Origin of the sequence: Agathobaculum sp. (genome assembly GCF_022775115.1) — a bacterium.
Classification (GTDB): Bacteria; Bacillota; Clostridia; order Oscillospirales; family Butyricicoccaceae; genus Agathobaculum.
Genome location: NZ_JALFLA010000008.1, coordinates 1 through 19,124, shown reverse-complemented (window position 1 = coordinate 19,124; position 19,124 = coordinate 1). Strand labels below are relative to the sequence as shown.

18 protein-coding genes are annotated in these 19,124 nt (G+C 58.8%); 8 read left to right on the top strand and 10 right to left on the bottom strand.

Annotation, left to right across the window (positions count from 1 at the left end; genetic code table 11):
* Both MR935_RS00895 and MR935_RS00890 read right to left on the bottom strand, forming a co-directional pair.
* Positions 1-1,368: a recombinase family protein gene (locus tag MR935_RS00895; protein ID WP_290570231.1), complete on the bottom strand. Its 1,368-nt coding sequence runs from the start codon at positions 1,366-1,368 to the stop codon at positions 1-3.
* A complete protein-coding gene (locus MR935_RS00890) occupies positions 1,368-1,562 on the bottom strand; it encodes a hypothetical protein (RefSeq protein ID WP_290570229.1) in 195 nt (64 codons plus the stop codon). Before MR935_RS00890 ends, MR935_RS00895 begins: the two co-directional genes overlap by 1 nt.
* A gap of 188 nt (positions 1,563-1,750) precedes the next feature.
* Between MR935_RS00890 and MR935_RS00885 the strand changes: the two genes are divergently transcribed.
* From MR935_RS00885 to MR935_RS00875, 3 genes are read left to right on the top strand one after another with little or no spacing between them, the layout of a single operon-like run.
* Complete coding sequence (locus MR935_RS00885) at positions 1,751-2,950, top strand: dicarboxylate/amino acid:cation symporter (RefSeq protein ID WP_290570227.1); 1,200 nt, start codon at positions 1,751-1,753, stop codon at positions 2,948-2,950.
* A 24-nt stretch (positions 2,951-2,974) separates the two neighbouring features.
* Positions 2,975-3,550 (top strand): phosphatase PAP2 family protein, encoded by a 576-nt coding sequence (locus MR935_RS00880; protein ID WP_290570226.1) that lies wholly within the window; start codon positions 2,975-2,977, stop codon positions 3,548-3,550.
* A complete protein-coding gene (locus MR935_RS00875; protein WP_290570224.1) occupies positions 3,547-4,962 on the top strand; it encodes an oligosaccharide flippase family protein in 1,416 nt (471 codons plus the stop codon). Before MR935_RS00880 ends, MR935_RS00875 begins: the two co-directional genes overlap by 4 nt.
* A gap of 61 nt (positions 4,963-5,023) precedes the next feature.
* Here the strand turns inward: MR935_RS00875 and MR935_RS00870 are convergent, their stop codons facing one another.
* Both MR935_RS00870 and MR935_RS00865 read right to left on the bottom strand, forming a co-directional pair.
* Complete coding sequence (locus MR935_RS00870; protein WP_290570222.1) at positions 5,024-5,452, bottom strand: RrF2 family transcriptional regulator; 429 nt, start codon at positions 5,450-5,452, stop codon at positions 5,024-5,026.
* A 65-nt stretch (positions 5,453-5,517) separates the two neighbouring features.
* Positions 5,518-8,100 (bottom strand): translation factor GTPase family protein, encoded by a 2,583-nt coding sequence (locus MR935_RS00865; protein ID WP_290570220.1) that lies wholly within the window; start codon positions 8,098-8,100, stop codon positions 5,518-5,520.
* A gap of 352 nt (positions 8,101-8,452) precedes the next feature.
* Here MR935_RS00865 and MR935_RS00860 point away from each other — a divergent pair, with 352 nt between their 5' ends.
* Positions 8,453-8,668, top strand: a complete 216-nt coding sequence (locus tag MR935_RS00860; RefSeq protein ID WP_290570218.1) for an alpha/beta-type small acid-soluble spore protein — start codon at positions 8,453-8,455, stop codon at positions 8,666-8,668.
* A gap of 138 nt (positions 8,669-8,806) precedes the next feature.
* Here MR935_RS00860 and ptsP read toward each other — a convergent pair whose 3' ends face one another.
* Complete coding sequence (gene ptsP, locus MR935_RS00855; RefSeq protein WP_290570216.1) at positions 8,807-10,519, bottom strand: phosphoenolpyruvate--protein phosphotransferase; 1,713 nt, start codon at positions 10,517-10,519, stop codon at positions 8,807-8,809.
* 197 nt (positions 10,520-10,716) lie between these two features.
* On the opposite strand from ptsP, the gene MR935_RS00850 reads away from it, so the two are divergent.
* Entirely contained in the window at positions 10,717-12,021 is a 1,305-nt protein-coding gene (locus MR935_RS00850) for a DUF1015 domain-containing protein (RefSeq protein WP_290570214.1), read from the top strand.
* Between the two features lie 8 nt (positions 12,022-12,029).
* Here MR935_RS00850 and MR935_RS00845 read toward each other — a convergent pair whose 3' ends face one another.
* From MR935_RS00845 to MR935_RS00825, 5 genes are all read right to left on the bottom strand, one after another.
* Complete coding sequence (locus MR935_RS00845) at positions 12,030-12,566, bottom strand: hypothetical protein (protein ID WP_290570212.1); 537 nt, start codon at positions 12,564-12,566, stop codon at positions 12,030-12,032.
* A 77-nt stretch (positions 12,567-12,643) separates the two neighbouring features.
* Positions 12,644-13,006, bottom strand: a complete 363-nt coding sequence (locus MR935_RS00840) for a type II toxin-antitoxin system PemK/MazF family toxin (protein ID WP_290570210.1) — start codon at positions 13,004-13,006, stop codon at positions 12,644-12,646.
* Positions 13,007-13,157: 151 nt separating this feature from the next.
* A complete protein-coding gene (gene alr, locus MR935_RS00835) occupies positions 13,158-14,279 on the bottom strand; it encodes an alanine racemase (RefSeq protein WP_290570208.1) in 1,122 nt (373 codons plus the stop codon).
* A gap of 21 nt (positions 14,280-14,300) precedes the next feature.
* The gene (locus tag MR935_RS00830) at positions 14,301-14,882 is read right to left on the bottom strand and encodes a hypothetical protein (protein ID WP_290570206.1); all 582 of its coding nucleotides are present in this window, start codon (positions 14,880-14,882) and stop codon (positions 14,301-14,303) included.
* Between the two features lies 1 nt (position 14,883).
* Positions 14,884-15,753 (bottom strand): NAD(P)H-hydrate dehydratase, encoded by an 870-nt coding sequence (locus tag MR935_RS00825; RefSeq protein ID WP_290570204.1) that lies wholly within the window; start codon positions 15,751-15,753, stop codon positions 14,884-14,886.
* A gap of 153 nt (positions 15,754-15,906) precedes the next feature.
* Between MR935_RS00825 and MR935_RS00820 the strand changes: the two genes are divergently transcribed.
* From MR935_RS00820 to MR935_RS00810, 3 genes are all read left to right on the top strand, one after another.
* Positions 15,907-16,479: an N-acetylmuramoyl-L-alanine amidase family protein gene (locus MR935_RS00820; RefSeq protein ID WP_290570202.1), complete on the top strand. Its 573-nt coding sequence runs from the start codon at positions 15,907-15,909 to the stop codon at positions 16,477-16,479.
* Between the two features lie 821 nt (positions 16,480-17,300).
* Entirely contained in the window at positions 17,301-17,438 is a 138-nt protein-coding gene (locus MR935_RS00815) for a hypothetical protein (protein ID WP_290570200.1), read from the top strand.
* Between the two features lie 34 nt (positions 17,439-17,472).
* The gene (locus MR935_RS00810; protein WP_290570199.1) at positions 17,473-18,681 is read left to right on the top strand and encodes a transposase; all 1,209 of its coding nucleotides are present in this window, start codon (positions 17,473-17,475) and stop codon (positions 18,679-18,681) included.
* The last annotated feature ends 443 nt before the right edge of the window (positions 18,682-19,124 follow it).

Genomic DNA, 19,124 nt, shown 5'->3' with positions numbered 1-19,124 from the left:
CTATACAACCTGTTCTTTCGCGTTTTCGATGGTGTAAAACACCTCGATCTTATCGTTTTGCAGCACGATCCGCTCAACACAGGCGCGCACGAGCGTCTGCCGCGCGTCTGCGTCCAGCTTATCCCAGCTTGCGCCGATGGTTTGCAGCGCCGCACGCGCCGCGCCGTCATCCTGCTGTGCTTCCGCCTGCTGCGCTTCGTGCAGTGCGCGCGCGGCGCGCGCGCGGTCGCGCTTGAGACGTTCGATGGTCTCCCGCAGTGTGTCATCCTCGGCCTCGGCATACAGCTCGTACAGGCGGCGCAGCTTGCGCTGCACCTGTCCGAGCGCCCGGCGGCAATCGTCCGCCGTCCCTGCCCGCGCGCGCCTTGGTGCAGGCGCGGCCGCCAAGCGGCACAGGTCGCGCCGAACGACTGCCTCGACCTCGCGCGCCATCACGCCGCGGTTTGGGCAATTCGCATCGTGCACCAGATGCGGCTTGGACTTATCCCGCGAGTAGCACACCAGCCGGTCGCCCGCGCCGCCCCATTTCTGATAGCGCATTTTCGCGCCGCAGTGTCCGCAGACCAGCAGGCCGCTCAGCAGCTTGCCGCCCGGCGCGGCACGCGGCTTGTCCGGCTTACGCAAGCGGCGCTGGGCGCGTTCAAAGGTCTCCCGGTCGACCAGCGGTGTATGCCGCCCGGGATAGCGCTCGCCGCGGTACACGATCACGCCGGTATTGCTCTCCCGCGTAAGGATCTGGCGCACCAGATGCTCGTACTTCAGCCCCAGCTCGCGCGCGATGCGTCCGGTGGACTGCCCCGCCAGATACCGCTCGTATATCTCGCGCACGGTGTCCGCGTCCCCATTCGGCACAAGAATGCCGCTGCCCGCGTCATAATCATAGCCAAAGGGCACCTTGCCGCCGCCCGGCCACAGCCCCTGCTTGACCCGCTCGACCATGCCCATGCGCGTGCGCAGAAAGATATTCTCCCGCTCAAGCTGGGCAAAGGCCGACAAAATGCCGATCATCGCGCGGCCATACGGACTACCGGTATCAATGTTCTCACCAATCGAAACAAAATCCACGCCATGTGGCAAAAACACATCCTCGATGAGATAAAGCGTGTCCTTCTGGCTGCGGCTGAGCCGGTCAAGCTTGTATACCACGACGCGCTCGACTGCGCCGCCGCGTATGGTCTCGACCAGCTCGGCCATAGCCGGCCGGCTCAGGTTGGAGCCGGAAAAGCCGCCGTCAACATAGCGGCGAAACGCCGGTATACCCTTCATCCGGCAGTAGGCCTCCAGCTTTTCGGCCTGCGCGGCCAGCGAATAACCCTCGTCGGCCTGTGCCTCGGTCGAGACGCGCAGGTATAATGCGGTGTGTTTCATCAAAGCTCCCTTCCCAGACCGCGCTCCTCCGTCTTCAGTATAGCAGAGGGGGCGCACGTCGGCAATGGAAGCTCCTGCCGCCGGCTTGCCGTGCGCAGTGCGTCGCCCACGCGCTCGTGGTTGAGCAGCAGCGGCGGCATTGCGCCGCGCAGGCGCTTGCCGTTCAGATAGCGGATGACCTGCATCCAGACCACTTCCTTTCCGCTCCTATTTTGCCCGCTTTACGCGCCGGACAACCCTCGGGCGGGTGCAAAGCGGGATATCTGCCGCCTATGCGGCTTTGGTTAAAAAGGAACGATGCTTGTCGTTACTTGATAATATGTGCAGAATCTGATATAGTAAGGATGATAGACTCACAACTGACAATAAGGAGTATGTAAAAGTGAAACAATTTGGATTGCTGATCCGGCTGATTGCCGGCATCCTGATCGGCACGCTCATCGGCCTTTGCGGCGGCTGGTTCGGCATTGCGGATTCCGTAGGCTTTGTGGCGCTGGTGCGGGTGTTCGCCACATTTACCACCCTGTTCTCCACCTTCCTGTCCTTTATGATCCCGCTTATCATCCTGTCCTTCATCACAGTCGGCATGGCCGAGCTTGGCAAAAAGGCCAACCGCCTGTTCGGGCTGACCCTGCTGCTGGCCTACGGCACGACCGTGCTGTCCGGCCTGCTTACCTTCCTGATCGGCCGGGTCGTGCTGCCCGGCATCATCCAGCCGATCACCGGCGACGTGCTCGAAAGCAACGCCTTCCAGCCCTTCTTTACCATCGAGATCGCGCCCCTGTTCGGCGTGATGACCGCACTGGTGCTCGCCTTTGTGATCGGCATCGGCATGGCCAACATTAAGGGCGGCGCACTGCTGAACGTATGCCGCGAGCTGCAGGAGATCGTCTCGTCCGTGCTGGGACGCATCATCATTCCGCTCATCCCGGTGCATATCGCCGGTCTTTTCTGCAATATCGCGGCCGAGGGGCGTTTGTTTGCCACGATAAAGATGTTTGCCTCGCTTTACGGCATGATTATCGTGCTGCAGCTGCTTTATATCCTATCTCAGTTTGTGCTGGCCAGCGCGGTCTGCAAAAAGAACCATCTGAAAAGCCTGAGGAACGTCGCTCCGGCGTACTTCACCGCGCTCGGCACACAGTCCTCGGCTTCGACCATCCCGGTCGCGCTCAACTGCGCGTACAGCAATGATGTTAGCCATGATGTAGCCGATTTTGTCGTGCCGCTCTGCGCGACGATCAACCTCAACGGTGATACGATCTGCCTTGTGCTCGGTTCGATGGGCATTATGCTGGCCAGCGGTATCGAGCCGACGCTTGCCGTCTTTGCGCCGTTCGTTATGATGCTCGGCGTGACGATGGTGGCCGCACCCGGCGTGCCCGGCGGCGGCGTGATGGCTGCGCTCGGTCTTATCACCTCGATGCTCGGCTTTACTGCCCCGATGCAGCAGCTCATCATCGCGCTTCACTTCTCACAGGACAGCTTTGGCACCGCGGCCAATGTCACGGGCGATCAGGCCATTGCGCTGATCGTGGACAAGTTCGACCTCTCGACCGTCTCCCCTGCTTCCTCAGACTGAGCGCCCTGCTGAAAGGAATCGTCCATGGATATTCTGCTTGACATCCTGCACACATTCGACTACGACATCCTGCTTGCGATTGCGACCCGGTGGCGCGGCGGCCTGTCAGACACGGTATGGACGCTGCTGACCGCGCTGGGCAACGGCGGCGCAGTCTGGATCGCGCTTGCCGTCGTGCTGCTTTTCTTCCGGAAAACGCGCCGCGCGGGCGTCGCCATCCTCGCCGCGCTGGTGCTCGGCCTGCTGGTCGGCAACGTATGGCTCAAGGAGTGGATCATGCGGCCTCGGCCGTTCGTTACCCACGCTGACCTTGCCGCGCTCGTCGACCCGGGTGACCCGTGGTCGTTTCCGTCCGGACACGCGCTTTCCTCCTTCGCGGCTGCCGCTGCGCTGTGCTATCACCACCGCAAAGGCGCGATACCGGCCTTTGTCCTCGCCGCGCTGATCGCCTTTTCGCGGCTGTACGCCAGCGTACACTATCCGTCCGACGTGCTGGCCGGCGCGCTGATCGGCGTGCTGTGCGGCCTGCTCGCCGCTTGGCTGACTGACCGCGCAATCGACCTATTCCACGCCTTCCGCCTGAGAAAGAGCGAAAAATGAATCAATATAAACGCCTTTTGAGCAACACCTTCATTTTTGCCGTCGGCACGTTCAGCTCCAAGATACTCGTCATTCTGATGCTCCGCTTTTACACGGGCATCCTCACGCCGGATGAGCTGGGCATCGCCGAGCTTATTATCAAAACGACCAGCATCCTCTACCCGGTCGTCTCGCTGTCCATCGGTCAGGCCGTCATCCGATACGGACTGGAGCGCCGCCACAACAAGCCCTCGGTGTTCACGCTTGGCCTCATCACGGTGGCGCTCGGCTTTGTCATCGCGCTGCCCTTCTGCCCCGCGCTTGGCCTTGTCTCGTACAATACCTCGACCGGTGGCTCGGGCACGCTGCTGCCCTACGCTTGGCTGATCTATCTGTACGTTCTGACCTCGTGCACGCAGAATGTGTGCAGCCAGTTCATCCGCGCGCTCGGCTTTGTGCGCCTATATGCGGCGGACGGCATTTTCCGCACGCTGATGACTATTCTGCTCAATATCCTGTACCTCAAGGTGTTTTCGTGGAACATCTTCGGCTATGTGTTTTCCATCGTCTGCGCGGATGCGCTCTCGACCGTCGGCCTGTTCCTGATTGCCGGCCTGTGGAAATATATTCGCCTGCGCCGGCCCAATTTCCATCTCTGGCGCAGTATGCTGTCCTACTCGCTCCCGCTCGTACCCGACGCGATCCTCGTCTATATCATCGGCTTTTCCGACCAGACCTTCCTCGCCGGGATGCAAACGGCCGCGGTCAGCGGCATCTACTCGGTGGCCTACCGCGTACCCACGCTGATCGCGCTCGTTGCGGCCATTTTTGTTGATGCATGGCAGCTTTCCATGGTAAACGACAATGCACGCGAGGAGCAGATACACTTTTTCTCCAACGTCGGCAACACCTATGCCTCGGTCGTGTTCATTATCGCATCGGGCGGAGTGCTATGCGCCAAGCTCGCCATGCGGGTGCTGGCCGTACCCAGCTATTATATCGGCTGGACCTTCATCCCCATCCTTGCGCTTGGCGCTGGCTTCAACTGCCTGTCCAGCTTCCAAAAAAGCGTGTATCTACTGGAAAAGCGCACCATTCCCTCGTTCCTGTCTACCGCGTTTTCCGCCGTCATCAACATCGTGCTCAACGCGCTTCTGATCCCGCACCTCGGCGGCATGGGCGCGGCGCTCGCCACCCTGGTCAGCTATGCCGCGCTGTTTGTATACCGCGCGGCTGACAGCCGCCGCTTCATGCCCGTGCGCTGGAACTTCCGCCGTCTGGGTGTAACGGTCGCGCTGGTCGCCGCGCAGGCCGTGCTGATGCTGCTCGAGCCGCCCCTTTGGCTGGTGTGGCAGCTGCTCCTTTTCGCGGCGGTGCTGCTGCTGGGCGCCAAGGATCTGCTGCGCGGCGCAAAAAAGCTGCTGCACCGCTGAAATGCGCATAACAAAACGGACGCCAAGGGCTTTGCTCCCTTTCGCGTCCGTTTTGCCATGTTCAGATAGAGTAATCCGGCACATTGCCGCGCTCGACCAGCTCCTCCAGCGTTGTTCCGTCCACATAACGGTTGATCGCCTGATACAGCCCGCGCCAGAACTCAAGCGTGATGCATTCGCTCGCACGGGCGCACTCGATCGGCTCATGCTCCAGGCAGGCAACCGGAGCAAGCGACCCCTCGGTGATACGCAGAATATCGCCCACCGTATATTCTGCCGGAGTTTTGGCCAGTTGATAGCCACCCTGTGCCCCGCGCGTCGCCTTGACAAAGCCTGCCTTGGAAAGCTGCACCACGATCTGCTCCAAATACTTGGCCGAAATGCCCTGCCGTCTGGAAATATCGCGCAGCGGAATGTAGCCGCCCGCATCATGCTGCGCCAAGTCGAGCATCAGGCGCAGCGCGTATCGTCCTTTTGTCGAAATCTTCATATCCATTCCCCTTTTTGCAATACTATTATGCCATATGCCGGTAAATTTTTCAAGAGCAATCTTGCTCAACGCGCGCGCAGATCGCGAAGCACCTCGTCGATATGGCGGCTTGCCTGTTCAACCTCCCATTTCAGCTCGTTTGCTGAAAGGCGCTCCGCGCCATGCCCCAGAATGATCATCTGCTCCAGCCCGTCCGACGTGGCCACGCGCACCCGATGCTTGCGTGAAAGATCATACGATGCCTGCTCGATGTACATATCGGCCGTTTCGGCCTCCTTGGTGTATACAATGTCGAGGCCATGCCGTTTTTCGACCGAGCCGGTACCGCCCTTGACCCGGTAGGCGTCAAACACAACAAGCAAGCGGCATTTGCGCACGCTCTGGTAGTTGCTCAGCAGGTTGATGAGCTGCTCACGCGCCGCGTTGATATCCTGCGCGGCAATATCGTGCAGCTCGTCCCACGAAAAGATGATGTTGTAGCCATCCACCAGCAGGTAATCGTCCGGCCGGATGCGCGTGACATAAAGCTGCTCACGCGCCGCGCTCTGCTTTCGGCTCTGCTGAAACGCTTCAAACCCCCGGTCCTTGATCGGCCCATAGGTACGCTCGAACAGCGCGCGCAGATCTTCCTCCTCCGCCGCACCGGATGACGGCGCGCGGCGCGCGGCAACAGGCTGCTCAGCGGATCCGCCTGCTGCATCAGTATCCATGCGTATACCGGCATCCAGATGCGCGTGTGCCTTTACTTCATTCCATTTGACCGTATAACCTGCACCATGCGCGCAGAACACCGAGTCTGGCGTATTCTCCGTGTCCCGTTCGGGGTCATACCCGGCAGCGGCAACGACCTCCGCCGTGTTATGGCATGGCGCAAAGCCGTCCGGTGTGCAGGACAGCCGCCCCTGCCCCTTGGTGTAGGCCGCCACCTCGCTCCAGTAGCCGCGCAGCAGCGCGACCGGCACTCTGCCGGTCAGCACTGTATGGCCGGGCAGCGTCTCCGGTGCATCGCAGCTGCCATGCATGCGCTGGATATCGCTCATCGCACGGCCAACGCAATCGGCCGGCAGCTCCAAGCGAAAGGCATAATACGGCTCGAGCAGCACGCTCTCTGCCTGCATCAAACCATTGCGTACCGCGCGGTAGGTCGCTTCGCGGAAGTCTCCTCCCTCGGTGTGCTTGAGATGCGCACGCCCAGTGAGCAGCGTGCAGCGGATATCGGTCACGGGCGAGCCGGTCAGCACACCCAGATGCTGCTTTTCCGCCAAATGAGTCAAAATCAGCCGCTGCCAATTGCCGTCCAGCGTATCGGCCGGACAGGTGGTATCAAACCGTAGGCCGCTGCCGCGCTCGCCCGGTTCGAGCAGCAGGTGTACCTCCGCATAGTGCCGCAGCGGCTCAAAATGGCCAATGCCGACCACCGGCGCGGCGATCGTCTCCTTGTAGACAATGCTGCCCTCGTCAAAGCGCACCGCCACGCCAAAGCGCTCGTCGATCAGGCGGGTCAATATCTCAAGCTGTATTTCTCCCATGAGCTGCACATGGAGCTCACGCAGCGCTTCGCTCCACACGATGCGCAGCATCGGATCCTCCTCCTCAAGCTGGCGTAGCTTGGGCAGCATTGTGTGCGGGTCGCAGCCCTCGGGCAGCACCATCCGGTAGGTCAGCACCGGCTCGAGCACAGGCGCGGCTGCACCGGACGCGCGCCCCAGTCCCATGCCCGGTCGTGTGTGGGTCAGTCCGGCCGCCGCAACGACCATACCCGCCTCGGCCTGCTCGACCGTGCGGAACTTTGCCCCTGCGTAAACACGCAGCTGACTGACCTTCTCCTGCCAGCCGCCGTCGGCCTCGCCGCTGAGCGCGTCGCGCACCCGCAGCGTGCCGCCGGTGATTTTCAGATAGCTCAGCCGGTTGCCCTGTTCGTCTCGTGCAATTTTGAACACCTGCGCGCCAAACGCATCCGGGTACACCGGCTGTGCGGTGTAGCGGTCGAGTCCGTCCAGCAGCGCATCCACGCCGTTCAGCCGCAGCGCCGCGCCGAAATAGCACGGAAACACTCTTCTTGCCGCGATCTGCTCGGTAATCTCCTCCCGGCTGACCACGCCGCGCTCCAAAAAACGCTCGAGCAATGTCTCCTGACACATGGCGACGCTTTCCTGCACAGCATCCCAGTCCGCGTCCGCGCTGAAATCCACGCAGCCTTCATGCAGGCGTGCGCGCAACGCGGCGAGCAGCGCCGCACGGTCAGCACCAGCCAGATCCATTTTGTTGATAAACAGAAAGACCGGGATACGATATCGCTCCAGCAAGCGCCACAGCGTTATGGTGTGCGCCTGCACACCATCCGTCCCACTGATGACGAGCACCGCGCAGTCCAGCACCTGCAAGGTGCGCTCCATCTCGGCAGAGAAATCCACATGCCCCGGCGTATCCAGCAGCGTGACCGCAGTATGCGGCAGTGAAAAGACCGCCTGTTTGGAAAAAATCGTGATGCCCCGCTCCCGTTCCAGCGCAAACGTATCCAAAAATGCGTCCCGGTGATCGACCCGGCCTAACTTTTTCAGCTCTCCCGTATGATACAGCATAGCTTCCGACAGCGTGGTTTTGCCCGCGTCCACATGCGCCAATATTCCGACGACCAATCGTTTCATAGCCTTACCTTTTTCATATACCGATATTGCTTCGCCCACGCGCCGGTGGTGTGCTGCGCGATGGGCGGTATTGTTGTCAAGTAAATCACAGCACATCTGTTTTCCATGATTATATCATATTATCTTTCTTTTTTTAAGTCTCAATCGAAAGATGTTTTCTTCTCGCCTGCTCTATTGTTGTGAAAGTTTCATTTTGCGCACGCTGTGACATAGTAAGGCTTCATTTTTTGTTGCAAACGGTCGATTTTACCACGAGCCACAGCAATTACAAGTCATATCAAACTTTTTGATGCACAAGATACTATCAGCAAAACCCAATCACAAAAAACCGAACGAAAAGGAGAGAAAAATCATGGCTAACACGAAAAACGGTTCTAATCAGGGCATGGTACCCGAGGCGCGCGCGGCAATGGATCGCTTTAAGATGGAGGCTGCGGCCGAGGTCGGCGTCAACCTGAAGGAAGGCTACAACGGCGACCTGACCTCCCGTCAGGCCGGTTCGATCGGCGGCCAGATGGTCAAGAAGATGATCGAATCCTACGAGCAGAAGCTTGCCGGTCAGGGCTAACCGTCGCTGAAACGCGGCACATTCCTGCCACAAGCAAAAAAGAGCGCTGCGGCTTATTCTGCCGCGGCGCTCTTTTTATTATCCGGCGCAAAAGGGGCGGCTCCGCAAACCGAAGCAGCCCCTTTTTAATTATTTCTCTCATGCGCGCCATGCGGCGAAAATCTGCTCCGCCTCGGTCGCGCTTGCTGCGGCCAGCAGCTTTTCTGCCAGCTCCCGGCACTCAGCAAAGGAATGCGCCGCCAGATCGGCCTTGGCCGCCAGCATGGCAGAGGCCGACATCGACAGGTTGGTCACACCAAGACCGCACAGCACCGGTGCCATACCCGGCGTACCCGCCATCTCGCCGCACACGCCAACCTCAATGCCGTTCTCATTGGCAGCCTTGGCGGTCATGCGGATCAACCGAAGCACGCCCGGATGCAGCGGACGGTACAGGTAGGATATTTTTTCATTGATGCGGTCGACCGCGCAGGAATACTGGATCAGGTCGTTTGTTCCGATTGAGAAGAAATCGACCTCCTTAGCCAGCATATCGGCGCACACGGCCGCGACCGGGATCTCGACCATGATACCGATCTTGACATCCGGGTTGAACGCCGCGCCCTCGGCCGCAAGCAAATCCTTCGCCTGCCGCAGCACCTGCTTGGCGTTGCGTATCTCCTCAATCGACGAGATCATCGGGAACATGATGCGCAAATCGCCGTATTTGGCCGCGCGCAGCAACGCGCGCAGCTGGGTCATAAACAGGTCGGTCTGGTTCAGGCAAACGCGAATCGCGCGGTAGCCAAGGAAAGGATTCTGCTCCTTTTCCAGCCCCAGCGCAGGCACTTCCTTATCGCCGCCAATGTCCAGTGTGCGGATGATGACCGGCTTGCCCTCCATCGTCTGGCAGGCCTTTTTGTATGCCGCAAACTGCTCCTCCTCGCTGGGCAGATCGCTGCGATCCATAAACAGAAACTCCGAGCGGAACAGGCCAACGCCCTCGCCGCCCAGCTCGGCTACCCGGACTGCGTCGTCCGGCGTGCCAATATTGCCCTCGATCACGACGCGATGGCCGTCGCTGGTCGCGCCCTCGCGCTCCTTAAACTGCGCGAGCATAGCGCGGCGTGCGTCCTCGCTCTTTTTCTTCTGCTCAAACGCGGCAATGGTCTCCTCATCCGGCTGAATAATCACCTCGCCGGTCGTGCCGTCAAGCAGCAGCTCGTCGCCGTTTGCGATGTCGTCCAATCTGTCGCCCGCGCCGGCCACCGCGGGCACACCCATCGAGCGCGCCATGATGGCCGAGTGGCTGGTGCGTCCGCCGATGCGCGTGATGAACCCCACGACCGGCTTGCCGCCGATCTTGGCCGTGTCGGAGGGCGTCAGGTCGTTTGCGATAAGGATGCACGGCTCGGTAATCGTATCAAGCGCATTGTCCCCGATGCCCTTAAGATTTTTGAGCACACGCTTGGAGATATCGCCGATATCGGCCGCGCGCGCCTGCATATATTCATTGTCCATCGCGCGGAACATCGCCTGAAAATTCTCACAGTTAACAAAGCAGGCGTACTCCGCGCACACCTTCTCATCCGAAACGTAATCCGTCATGCCCTCCACAAAGTCGGGGTCGGACAGCATGAGCAAGTGCGCCCCGAATATCTCAGCCTCAGACTCGCCGATATTCTGCTTGGCCTCGTCGCACAGCGCTTGGATCTGCTGCTTTGCCTTTTCCACCGCCGCAAGGATGCGCTGCTGCTCTGCTGCCACATCGGTGACGGTGTTTTTAACAACCGTCAAATCCTCCTCCTGAATGACCAGCGCCTTGGCCCGGGCAAGCCCCTCCGACACGCCGATCGCTTTCCATTTCAACATAAGCTACCTTCTTCCTGTCGCTTGTGATTCTTTCCAAAAATACTGATTATATTATACTACATCTTGTTATTTTCGTCAAGGGATACGCTTTATTTTCAAAAAATCGTTTCCATTTTCAATTTTTTTATGCGTATGCGGCGATTATCTGCTATACTGGAAGCATCCAATAACACCGATTGAAGGAGGACAAACCTATCATGGCTAACCGCTGCACCTACATCCCCCGTATCATGCTGCCGCGCAAAGGCATCGATCTGTCCGCATGGGCGGTCATCGCCTGCGACCAATACACCTCGCAGCCCGACTATTGGGCCGAGACCGACCGCATCGTCGGGGACGCGCCCTCGACGCTGCGCCTGACTCTGCCCGAGGTTTATCTCGAGGACGCGGACGTGGCCGCGCGCACCGCGCGTATCCACCAAACCATGCGGCAGTATCTGGACAACGGTATGCTGGAAACCCTGCCTGCCGGTATGATACTGACCGAGCGCTGGTCGGGCGGTGCGCACCCGCGCCGCGGCCTTGTGCTTGCCGTCGATCTCGAGACCTATGACTACCAGACCGGGTCAGCTTCGCTCGTCCGCCCAACCGAAAAGACCGTTGTCGAGCGCATCCCGCCGCGGCTCAAGGTGCGGCAGGGCGCCTCAATCGAGCTGCCCCATATCATGCTGCTGATCGACGACCCCGATCGCGCGATCATCGAGCCGCTGTTTGCGCAAACCGGCTCGCTCGAAAAGGTATACGACACCGACTTGATGCAGGGCGGCGGCCATATCACCGGCTGGTTCCTTCCGGCGGGCGCGGCCACCGAGGCGGTCGAGGCCGGTTTTGACAAGCTCAGCGACCGCGCGGTCTTTAACCGCAAATACGGCTGCACCGACGCGCAGGCGCTGCTTCCCTTCGCCGTGGGCGACGGCAACCACTCGCTGGCGACCGCCAAGGCCTATTGGGAGGAGGTCAAGCAGGGCTTGTCCGCCGCCGAGCAGGCCGACCACCCGGCGCGCTTCGTGCTGGCCGAGGTCGTCAACATCCACGATGAGAGCATCCTCATCGAGCCGGTCCACCGCGTCCTGTTCGGCGTCGAGCCGGACGAACTGCTGGATGGGCTGACGGACTTTTACCAGTCGGCAGGCTGCAAGGCGTATCTGGCCGACGCGCCGGTCGAAAACGCGCACTGCTATCCCCTCCTCGCGCCGGGTAAGGCGGGCGTGCTCGTCGTCGAAGCGCCCAAGTGGGCGATCCCGGTGGCCACCCTTCAGACCGGACTGGACGCATACCTTGCGCAGCATCCGTCCGTCAAGATCGACTATATCCACGGCGAGGATGTCACCCGCTCGCTTGCCGCGCAGCCCGGCAATGTGGGGCTGCTACTGCCGGATATCGCCAAGAACGACCTGTTCCGCGGCGTTGTGTTCGACGGTGTACTGCCCCGCAAGACCTTTTCGATGGGCGAAGCGCACGAAAAGCGCTATTATATGGAAGCCAAAGCGATCGTCCGCTAAACCACCGCTCATGGGGACGCAGCCCGACCGGCTGCGTCCTTTTTCGTCCAGCACAGCACGGCCTCCCCCTGCTGCACGGTGCAAAGCACAAAGGCCGGGGCAAGCGGAAACGGCTTGTCAGGCGCGAAAGCGCAGCGCAGCTCAACGGTATCCTCCGCCGCCGTCCACCGCACGCCCTGCTGCCCGAGCAGGCTGTCCAGCAGCGCGTCCCCGGTGGACGGCGGCGCGGCCTGCGCCAGTGCGGGCGGCGTGGTCTGCTGCTCCTGCCCATTTTCGGATAGGAAAAACGATGCTGGCGGCTGCGCGGCACAGCCCGCCGCCTTGAGCGTCTCGCGGGACAGGCGGCGCTTGAGCACCAGCCTGCCCCCGCTCGGCTCGGGCAGGCCGACCAGCAGCGGCGCGCCCGCTGTGCGCGCATAGCAGCGCAGCAGGGGCAGCGGCTCGCAGGGAATCGCGCAATCGAGCACGATTTCCGCGCCGTAGGGCGTCTCCGTCCACTCGACCGTGCCGACTGCCGCCCCCTCATACATCACCTGCGCCCGCATCCCTCACCCCTCCAGTAAAAAGCGCGTATCCCCTCGCTGTTGAAAGGATACGCGCTTTCTCATACAAATATGACGGTTTATCCCTGCACCGACCCCAAGCCAAAGCTGACTGCCAGCGCTTCGTCCACATGACGCATAGCCTTTTCGTCGAGCGATCCCATCTTCTCCCGCAGGCGTTTTTTATCCAGCGTGCGGATCTGCTCGGTCAGGATGATGGAATCCTTGGTCAGCCCGTAATTGGGCGCGCCGAGCGTGATATGCGTCGGCATCTTGGCCTTATTGATCTGCGACGTGATAGCGGCGGCGATCACCGTCGGACTGTAACGATTGCCCACATCATTCTGGACAATAAGTACCGGACGGACGCCACCCTGCTCACTGCCGACCACTGGACTGAGATCGGCATAATAAATATCGCCTCGTTTGATGCTGGTATCCACTTGGTTCACTCTCCGATGAAATAGATTTGCGGTTTGTCCGCAAACCTATTTTCCCCGCACCGCGCAAAAATATAACAGCTTTGCAAAATTCCGCGCGACGGCGGGTGGGAATTTCTTCCCGCTTCATCCTATGCCGCAGGGGCAGTCCGTGTCAGTCGATGAAAAAACGCGGCACGCGGCGGCTGACCGCGCACAGCATCTCATAGGCTATCGTGCCTGCGGCTTCGGCGGCATCCTCGGCCGTCCAGCCGGACGCGCCGAACACGGTCGCCTCATCCCCCCGGCTGACCGCCACACCCGTGGGCACGCGCACCATGCACATATCCATGCAGATGCGGCCGAGCACAGGCGCGCGCTGCCCGCCAAGCAATATCTGCGCGCGGCCTGAGCCGGTGCGCAGGTAGCCATCCGCATAGCCGACCGTCACGACCGCGACCCGGGTAGGCTTGTCCGTTTCAAAGGTGCAGCCATAGCTGATGGCCGTATGCGCGGGGATATCCCGCACCTGCGCGACGCGCGCCTTGACTGTCATCGCCGGCCGCAGATCGAGCGCACACGGCTCGGATGCCTCCGGGCGGCAGCCATACAGGATGATGCCCGCGCGCGTCATCGTGCCGTGCATCTGCCCGTAGCGCTCGATCCCCGCGCTGTTGGCACAGTGCCGCAGCGGCAGCGCCAGCCCTGCGTGCGCCAGCGCGTCACACACTTCGCAAAAGCGCCGGTACTGCGCTTCGGTATATGCCCTGCCGGCGGGCACATCCGCCGCGGCAAAATGGGTGAATATCCCCTCCGACCGCAGACCGGGCAACGCCGCGCAGTCCAATATCTCCCGCACGGCGGCATCCCGCTCCCACGCGGGAAAGCCGATGCGCGTCATGCCGGTATCCAGCTTGTAGTGTACGGTCAACGGCTCGCCCGCGCGCACGGCGGCCTCGGAATACAGCTGCGCGGTTTGGCGGTCATAGACCGTCGCGGTCAGGTGGTACCGCACCGCAGCCTCCATATCGTCCGCGTCCACATAGCCGAGCAGCAGAATCGGCTCCCGAATGCCGTTTTCGCGCAGCTCGACCGCCTCCGGCACGGTCGCCACCGCAAAGTACGGCGCGCCCGCCCGCGCAAGCGTTTCCGCCACACGCGCCGCGCCATGCCCGTAGGCGTCTGCCTTGACCACGCACAGCACCGGCGCCTTGGCCTGCCGGCAGATCACCCGGTAGTTGTGCTCGATCGCTTGCAGGCTGATCTCAGCCCATACACGGTGTTTATTTGCTTTCATCTGTATTTGTCATCCCCAAAATCATTCTGTTGGCTGGTATTGCATCACTTGAATGGACAGCACGCAGCGGCCATCCGCATATAGCTCGGCGCAGACCGGGCGCAGGCCGTCGGCGGTCAGCCAAACCTGCTTTTCGACCGTCTCCTTCTCCCGTGCCTCCTCATATTTGAGCACCAGCAGCTTGACGCCCTGCACCGTCTCGCTCCATTGCTGCACCGGCTCGGCGCTGCGCAGATCGGCCAGCAGACAGAACAAACCGTCCGCCGGGGTCAGCCCGGCGCGCTGCGGCATGGCATCGTCCAGCTCCATCCCGTCATACTGCAAGGAAAACTGTGCGCTGTCCACGCCAGCGATCGTGCCGCCGATCCCGGCGAGCGATTCGGGTGCAGTGATGGTAAAGGCATCCGGGTCGTCTTTATGATAGGTATAGTCCATCTCGTATTCCATCACCGCCTGATCCAGATCGGAGATGACCTTGATATGCGCCGTAAAGCCCGCAAGCTCTGCATAATGCGCCTGCACCGCAGCCGCGCCGGGCGCGGACGCACGGCAGCCGGTCAGCACCACCAAGGCCAGCACGATCATATACCATCTGTGCTTCACATCACCACTCCCTCGCGTTATAACGCCTGAGCACCCAGGGCAGCAGGCCGAGCATATCGCTCGGCGTCATGCCGTATTCGGACAGCTCATTTGCAGCCATATCACCTGCCCGGCCATGCAGCCACGCGGCGGCGCACGCGGCGTCCACCGCCGCTAACCCCTGCCCGCACAGCGAAACGAGCATACCCGCCAGCACATCACCGCTGCCGCCCTTTGCCATGCCGGGGTTGCCCGAATGATTGCGGTACAGTCTGCCGTCCGGCGCGGCGATCAGCGTGCGGTGGCCTTTGTAGAGCAGAATGCAGCGATGCGTCTGCGCAAAGTCTGCCAGCGCTGCCGTGTCGGGCGACCGCAAGCCGGACAGCCGTGCGAACTCACCCGCGTGCGGGGTCAGCACAACAGGGTGCGCAGCCTGTCTCAATACATCCTTATGCGTGCCGAGCGCATTTATGCCATCCGCGTCCAGCACGATCTGGCAGCGCGCCTGCCGCAGCAGCGCAAGCACGATCGCGCTGACTTCGTCCGAGCGGCCCAGTCCGCAGCCGATCAGCAGCGCGTCCGCCCGCTCGGCAAGCTGAAGCAGCGCAGACAGCGCGCCGGCCGAAAGCAGCCCTGCTTCGGTGCAGGGCATCGGCCGCACAACCGGCTCATTGAGCTTGACCGCCAGCACCGGCCACGCCTTTTCGGGCGTCGCCAGCGTCACCACGCCGCTGCCCATGCGCACTGCGCCCTGCGCAGCAAAATATGCCGCGCCCGTATAGTCCGCCGAACCGCACACGCACAGCACACGGCCATAGTCGTTCTTATCGGTCTCCGCGCCGCGCCGCGGCAGCAGACTGTCCACCATCTGCTGACTGATCTCTGTCATCATCGTCGTTCTTCCTCTTATCTGCCGTATGCCTGTTTTGTGCCTGTTACAGCATATCACTTTTGTATGCCATTCGTCAAGAAATGCGCCGGATGCCCGGTGAACAGACACCCTCCCCCGCTCCCCGCGAATACACTGTAACGAGGAGGTGATTTTTTGGCGATCCGAATCTTTATTGATCAGGGGCACAATCCCACCGGCCCCAACACTGGCGCGGAGGGCAACGGCCTGCGCGAGCAGGACGTGAACTATACGGTTGGCGTTTATCTTGCCGACCTGCTGCGCGCCGATCCGCGCTTTGAGGTGCGGCTCAGCCGCAACTCTCCGACCGAGATCCTCGGCACAAGCAACGCGACCAGCCTTGCTGCCCGCGTACGCATGGCCAACAGCTGGCCGGCCGATTACTTCATCAGCATCCACTGCAACGCCAACGTCAATCCCGCGATCAACGGTACCGAGGTCTACGTCTATCAGCAGAACACGCAGTCCTACTGGCTTGCGCAGCATGTGCTGAACGGCATCGTCGCCCGTGTGGGCACAAAGGATAACGGCGTGCGCGTCAACTCCAGCCTGTATGTGCTGCGGCGCACGGCCATGCCGTCCATTCTGGTCGAGCTGGCCTATTTGACCAACGAGTCCGACGCATATAAGCTGGAAAACGACCCCTTTGGCTTCGCGCAGGGCATTTACGACGGCCTGCTCAGCTATTTTGGTTTTTCTCCGATATAAATAACAGAAAAAAGTGCGGAAAACAAAAGTTTTCCGCACTTTTTAAGTGCAGTGCATGGTGTCTGCCGCCCGTTCCTGCGCCTTTTCATCCCATATCGCGTCCGCAGAGGTGTCCGCCCTCTTGAGCTAAGCGAGCATGAGCCATACCATAGCCCGCGTCATGCCGCCGGCGCGCGGGAACGCCTCCTCAAAGAGGCACCTACTGAGCAGTACACTGACGAGGACATCCTCGCCACATCTGACGAGTTGAACGGATGACCCCTCAGCAACCGCGCACCGGAACTGCTCGAAGCGTTTCTATATGCTGTGTACGCAGTCCGACAGCTGTGACAACCTCACTCACGGACAGAGCGTGTGAACTCATCCATGATATAGGCTATTTACCACGGGATGCCCAACTTGTTATTGCAATTTGCAGTTTCTTCTTGTGTGGCTCTCGTGGTGTCGCAAAAAAATAAATCCGAATCTATCGCCAATCGGAGACGGGTTCGGATCATATTGGTTTGTGAAAGAGGTAAAAAAGATGCCGATTGATATTCTTGTGCAGGACTGAAACCTGCAAGAAGTTGGCAGCAACAGCAAACCGTCGTGAGGGATACAACCGAGCCGGTGAGCCGAGTGTGACTTTTTGCGGAAGGGATGAGGACGGAGTGAGCGAGAGAAGTCGTTTGTTTTGAAAAAAGAAAACGTTGTCGAGAACGGACACCAAGTTCGCGACGACGTAGTCAGGTGCTCATAGAGGACTTGCATAAGAACAGTTTACTTTTTCTTTTCGGCATAGTATAGTATAACAAAATGAAAGCGAGGTGTTTATTATATCTATGACACTTGATGAAATTTATGAATCATTTATATGGGATAAATCACATACGGATGAAGAATATAAAGCAAAAATTATAGTTGCAGACTGTCCGAAAACTAGAGGAAAGAATGGTATAGAACTACAAGATATGGTATAATAATTGCAACAAAACCACAACGGAGGGCGTGGTTATGGGATATATTCAGGGAGCTGATCGCAATCAGATAGTGCTTCTGGCTGACACCCTCGATGACTATGTCAGCGCGGATAATGAAGTGCGTGCAATAGACGTATTTATTGATTCTCTTGATATAGGAACTATGGGATTCAAGGCAGAACCGGCCAAGGAAGGTCGGCCTGGATATGATCCCCGCGATATGCTGAAGCTGTATATGTATGGCTATCTGAATCACATTCGTTCATCCCGTCGGCTGCAGAAGGAAGCCGGAAGAAATGTGGAACTTATGTGGCTGTTGAAGAAGATTGTTCCGGATTTTCGCTGTATAGCGGATTTCAGGAAAGACAACGCGAAAGCAATTAGGGAAGTATTCAAAGCTTTCGTGAAGCTGTGCAACAAAGCAGGGCTGCTTTCGCATGAATCTGTAGTAATTGATGGGTCAAAATTCCGTGCCGTAAATGCTGATAATAAAAGTTATGTCAGCAGCAATGCGAAGAAGGTTCTTCTGGATGTTGAAGAAAAGATCAACCGGTACATGAAAGAGCTGGATGAAATAGACGATGCTGAATCCAAGCAGGGTGCTTTGACAAAAGAAGATATTGCAGGGGTTCTGGATTATTTGGAACGACGGAAAATCCAGCTCACTGAAGCGCTGGAACAAATGGAAAACAGCGGAGAGAATCACATCTGTACCACCGATCCGGAAAGCCGCCTGATGAAAACGAGAGATGGTATTCGTCCCAGCTTCAATGTGCAGACTGCAGTAGAATCGGATAATCATCTGATTGTCCATTATGATGTAACAAGCGAATGCACAGATTGGAATCTTCTTGAAGATGGCATCAATGGATCCAAAGCCGCGCTTGGGGTAGAAAACCTTGAAGGTATCGCAGATAGAGGATATAGCAATGATAAAGAAATCCTGCAATGCCTGTTGAATGGAGATACGCCTACAACGCATCCCAACAAGGGCGAGAAAAGCAGGCTGTTCCGATTCAAGAAAACCGACGCAGAAGTAACCGAAGAAATGCTTTCTTCAAAAGACAAGGACACACTTCTTAAGTGCATATCTGCGGGTGTGTTGCCTGAGGTTCTGCATCGGGATGATGTAGAACTGGAAGTCGTGAAACGCAGGGAAAAAGGAAGCGGTTTGTATCTGGATAAAGAAACCGGAGAATTGCCTGATCTCTGTATTTCTTTCGCTTACCCCGCCAGGTTGTGACTGTATTGTAGGGGATTCCAAGCTGGTCCGCCGCCTTCTTTGCTCCGATTTCATCTGAGAGCTTCAATACTTCTTCTTTAAAATGTTTGTCGTAGCTTCTTGCCATGATTTCTCACCGTTCCTTTGTTCTTATTCTATCATAGTTTGGTGAGTTTTCCGACTCTACTTAAATGATACCACTCCAGTATTCCTGCGTGCGTATCCTGATTGGAAAATCATATTTGGATAAAGTGATTTTTGTGATGCATGTTGCAGCGGTAACACGATTTCAGTAAGTGATGTATAGTATTTGGCTCGACCATCCAACTGTAATATTGAATGTATAGGGCTTCTCAGCGACTATTCTGACACAATCGATCAAATATTCATACAAATTCGCCAGTTCAACTGTGCAATGAACCCGTCTCTTTGTAATAAATCAATTGACAAACAGCAGAATTTTA

Excerpts from the sequence above, each read along its gene's own strand:
- MR935_RS00875 (WP_290570224.1), top strand. The coding sequence starts at position 3,547 with ATGAATCAATATAAACGCCTTTTGAGCAACACCTTCATTTTTGCCGTC.
- MR935_RS00815 (WP_290570200.1), top strand. The coding sequence starts at position 17,301 with ATGACACTTGATGAAATTTATGAATCATTTATATGGGATAAATCACAT.
- ptsP (WP_290570216.1), bottom strand. The coding sequence starts at position 10,519 with ATGTTGAAATGGAAAGCGATCGGCGTGTCGGAGGGGCTTGCCCGGGCC.
- MR935_RS00825 (WP_290570204.1), bottom strand. The coding sequence starts at position 15,753 with ATGATGACAGAGATCAGTCAGCAGATGGTGGACAGTCTGCTGCCGCGG.
- MR935_RS00850 (WP_290570214.1), top strand. The coding sequence starts at position 10,717 with ATGGCTAACCGCTGCACCTACATCCCCCGTATCATGCTGCCGCGCAAA.
- MR935_RS00860 (WP_290570218.1), top strand. The coding sequence starts at position 8,453 with ATGGCTAACACGAAAAACGGTTCTAATCAGGGCATGGTACCCGAGGCG.
- MR935_RS00880 (WP_290570226.1), top strand. The coding sequence starts at position 2,975 with ATGGATATTCTGCTTGACATCCTGCACACATTCGACTACGACATCCTG.
- alr (WP_290570208.1), bottom strand. The coding sequence starts at position 14,279 with ATGAAAGCAAATAAACACCGTGTATGGGCTGAGATCAGCCTGCAAGCG.
- MR935_RS00895 (WP_290570231.1), bottom strand. The coding sequence starts at position 1,368 with ATGAAACACACCGCATTATACCTGCGCGTCTCGACCGAGGCACAGGCC.
- MR935_RS00810 (WP_290570199.1), top strand. The coding sequence starts at position 17,473 with ATGGGATATATTCAGGGAGCTGATCGCAATCAGATAGTGCTTCTGGCT.
- MR935_RS00845 (WP_290570212.1), bottom strand. The coding sequence starts at position 12,566 with ATGCGGGCGCAGGTGATGTATGAGGGGGCGGCAGTCGGCACGGTCGAG.
- MR935_RS00865 (WP_290570220.1), bottom strand. The coding sequence starts at position 8,100 with ATGAAACGATTGGTCGTCGGAATATTGGCGCATGTGGACGCGGGCAAA.
- MR935_RS00870 (WP_290570222.1), bottom strand. The coding sequence starts at position 5,452 with ATGAAGATTTCGACAAAAGGACGATACGCGCTGCGCCTGATGCTCGAC.